This window comes from Stenotrophomonas sp. 610A2 (assembly GCF_030549615.1).
Taxonomy (GTDB): Bacteria; Pseudomonadota; Gammaproteobacteria; order Xanthomonadales; family Xanthomonadaceae; genus Stenotrophomonas; species Stenotrophomonas pigmentata.
The window spans coordinates 4,617,501-4,620,000 of record NZ_CP130832.1; the positions used below are offsets into that span (position 1 = coordinate 4,617,501).

1 tRNA gene and 1 rRNA gene (1 of these 2 running past the window's edge) are annotated in these 2,500 nt (G+C 51.9%); both read right to left on the reverse strand.

Features of this window, described 5'->3' with window-relative positions:
- A 23S ribosomal RNA gene (locus Q5Z11_RS20440) occupies positions 1-2,191 on the reverse strand (it extends 687 nt beyond the left edge of the window).
- A gap of 224 nt (positions 2,192-2,415) precedes the next feature.
- Positions 2,416-2,492: transfer RNA gene (locus tag Q5Z11_RS20445), tRNA-Ile, on the reverse strand.
- Between the last annotated feature and the right edge of the window lie 8 nt (positions 2,493-2,500).

Consider the following 2,500-nt stretch of genomic DNA (forward strand, 5'->3'; position numbering starts at 1 on the left):
AGATAATGGACCTAGGTTAGAACGTCAAGCACGACAGGGTGGTATTTCAAGGATGGCTCCACTGCAGCTAGCGCCACAGTTTCATAGCCTCCCACCTATCCTACACAGACGAACTCAACGTTCAGTGTAAAGCTATAGTAAAGGTTCACGGGGTCTTTCCGTCTTGCCACGGGAACGCTGCATCTTCACAGCGATTTCAATTTCACTGAGTCTCGGGTGGAGACAGCGCCGCTGTCGTTACGCCATTCGTGCAGGTCGGAACTTACCCGACAAGGAATTTCGCTACCTTAGGACCGTTATAGTTACGGCCGCCGTTTACTGGGGCTTCGATCAAGAGCTTCGCCTTGCGGCTGACCCCATCAATTAACCTTCCAGCACCGGGCAGGCGTCACACCCTATACGTCCACTTTCGTGTTTGCAGAGTGCTGTGTTTTTGATAAACAGTCGCAGCGGCCTGGTTACTGCGACCCTCTTCAGCTATAGCTCGCATGAGCCACCAAAAAGGGTGCACCTTCTCCCGAAGTTACGGTGCCATGTTGCCTAGTTCCTTCACCCGAGTTCTCTCAAGCGCCTGAGAATTCTCATCCTACCCACCTGTGTCGGTTTACGGTACGGTCTGCGTAAGCTGAAGCTTAGGAGCTTTTCCTGGAAGCGTGGTATCAGTGACTTCGCCTTAAAGGCTCGTCTCGGTGCTCGGTCTTAAAGGATCCCGGATTTGCCAAAGATCCAAACCTACCGCCTTTCCCCAGGACAACCAACGCCTGGTACACCTAACCTTCTCCGTCCCTCCATCGCACTTACGCGAGGTGCAGGAATATTAACCTGCTTCCCATCGACTACGCATTTCTGCCTCGCCTTAGGGGCCGACTCACCCTGCGCCGATTAACGTTGCGCAAGGAAACCTTGGGCTTTCGGCGTGCGGGTTTTTCACCCGCATTATCGTTACTCATGTCAGCATTCGCACTTCCGATACCTCCAGCAAGCTTCTCAACTCACCTTCACAGGCTTACGGAACGCTCCTCTACCGCGCATAACAAAGTTATGCACTCCAAGCTTCGGTTTACTGCTTAGCCCCGTTAAATCTTCCCCGCAGACCGACTCGACCAGTGAGCTATTACGCTTTCTTTAAAGGGTGGCTGCTTCTAAGCCAACCTCCTGGCTGTCTGTGCCTTTCCACATGGTTTTCCACTTAGCAGTAAATTTGGGACCTTAGCTGTGGATCTGGGTTGTTTCCCTTTTCACGACGGACGTTAGCACCCGCCGTGTGTCTCCCATACAGTCCGTCTCGGTATTCGGAGTTTGCAATGGTTTGGTAAGTCGCGATGACCCCCTAGCCATAACAGTGCTCTACCCCCGAGAGGATACATATGAGGCGCTACCTAAATAGCTTTCGAGGAGAACCAGCTATCTCCGGGTTCGATTAGCTTTTCACTCCTAATCACACCTCATCCCCTACCTTTGCAACGGGAGTGGGTTCGGGCCTCCAGTGCGTGTTACCGCACCTTCACCCTGGGCATGACTAGATCACCCGGTTTCGGGTCTACTGCCCGCGACTATGCGCCCTTATCAGACTCGGTTTCCCTTCGCCTCCCCTATACGGTTAAGCTTGCCACGAACAGTAAGTCGCTGACCCATTATACAAAAGGTACGCAGTCACTCTTGCGAGCTCCTACTGCTTGTACGCACACGGTTTCAGGATCTATTTCACTCCCCTCTCCGGGGTTCTTTTCGCCTTTCCCTCACGGTACTGGTTCACTATCGGTCGGTCAGTAGTATTTAGCCTTGGAGGATGGTCCCCCCATATTCAGACAGGGTTTCACGTGCCCCGCCCTACTCGTCTTCACTGGTATGGCCCTTTTAAATACAGGGCTATCACCTTCTATGGCCGGCTTTTCCAAACCGTTTTTCTAGAACCATACCAGCTTAAGGGCTGTTCCCCGTTCGCTCGTCGCTACTCAGGGAATCTCGGTTGATTTCTTTTCCTCTGGTTACTTAGATATTTCAGTTCACCAGGTTCGCTTCCAGCAGCTATGTATTCACTGCAGGATACCGCCGGAGCGGTGGGTTTCCCCATTCGGACATTACCGGATCAAAGCTTGTTGCCAGCTCCCCGATACTTTTCGCAGGCTGCCACGTCCTTCATCGCCTCTGACCGCCAAGGCATCCACCGTGTGCGCTTATTCGCTTGACCATATAACCGCAAGTTGCCTTGGGCTACATTTGATCCAGGGGTACAAAGCCCGGATACGAATATAACGACTCAATTAATAAGAAGACATTTAAGTCTTCCGCCTTAGCCTCACGACACGTCAAGATAGATAATCTCAAACGCTCGCTACGTCACAAGTTTTAAAAGAACAGATATCAGCCACAGTGCTGACGTCTATAAATTCTTAGTATGCGGTACATTCAGAGTGGTGGGTCTGGGTAGACTCGAACTACCGACCTCACCCTTATCAGGGGTGCGCTCTAACCACCTGAGCTACAGACCCAATGTTCT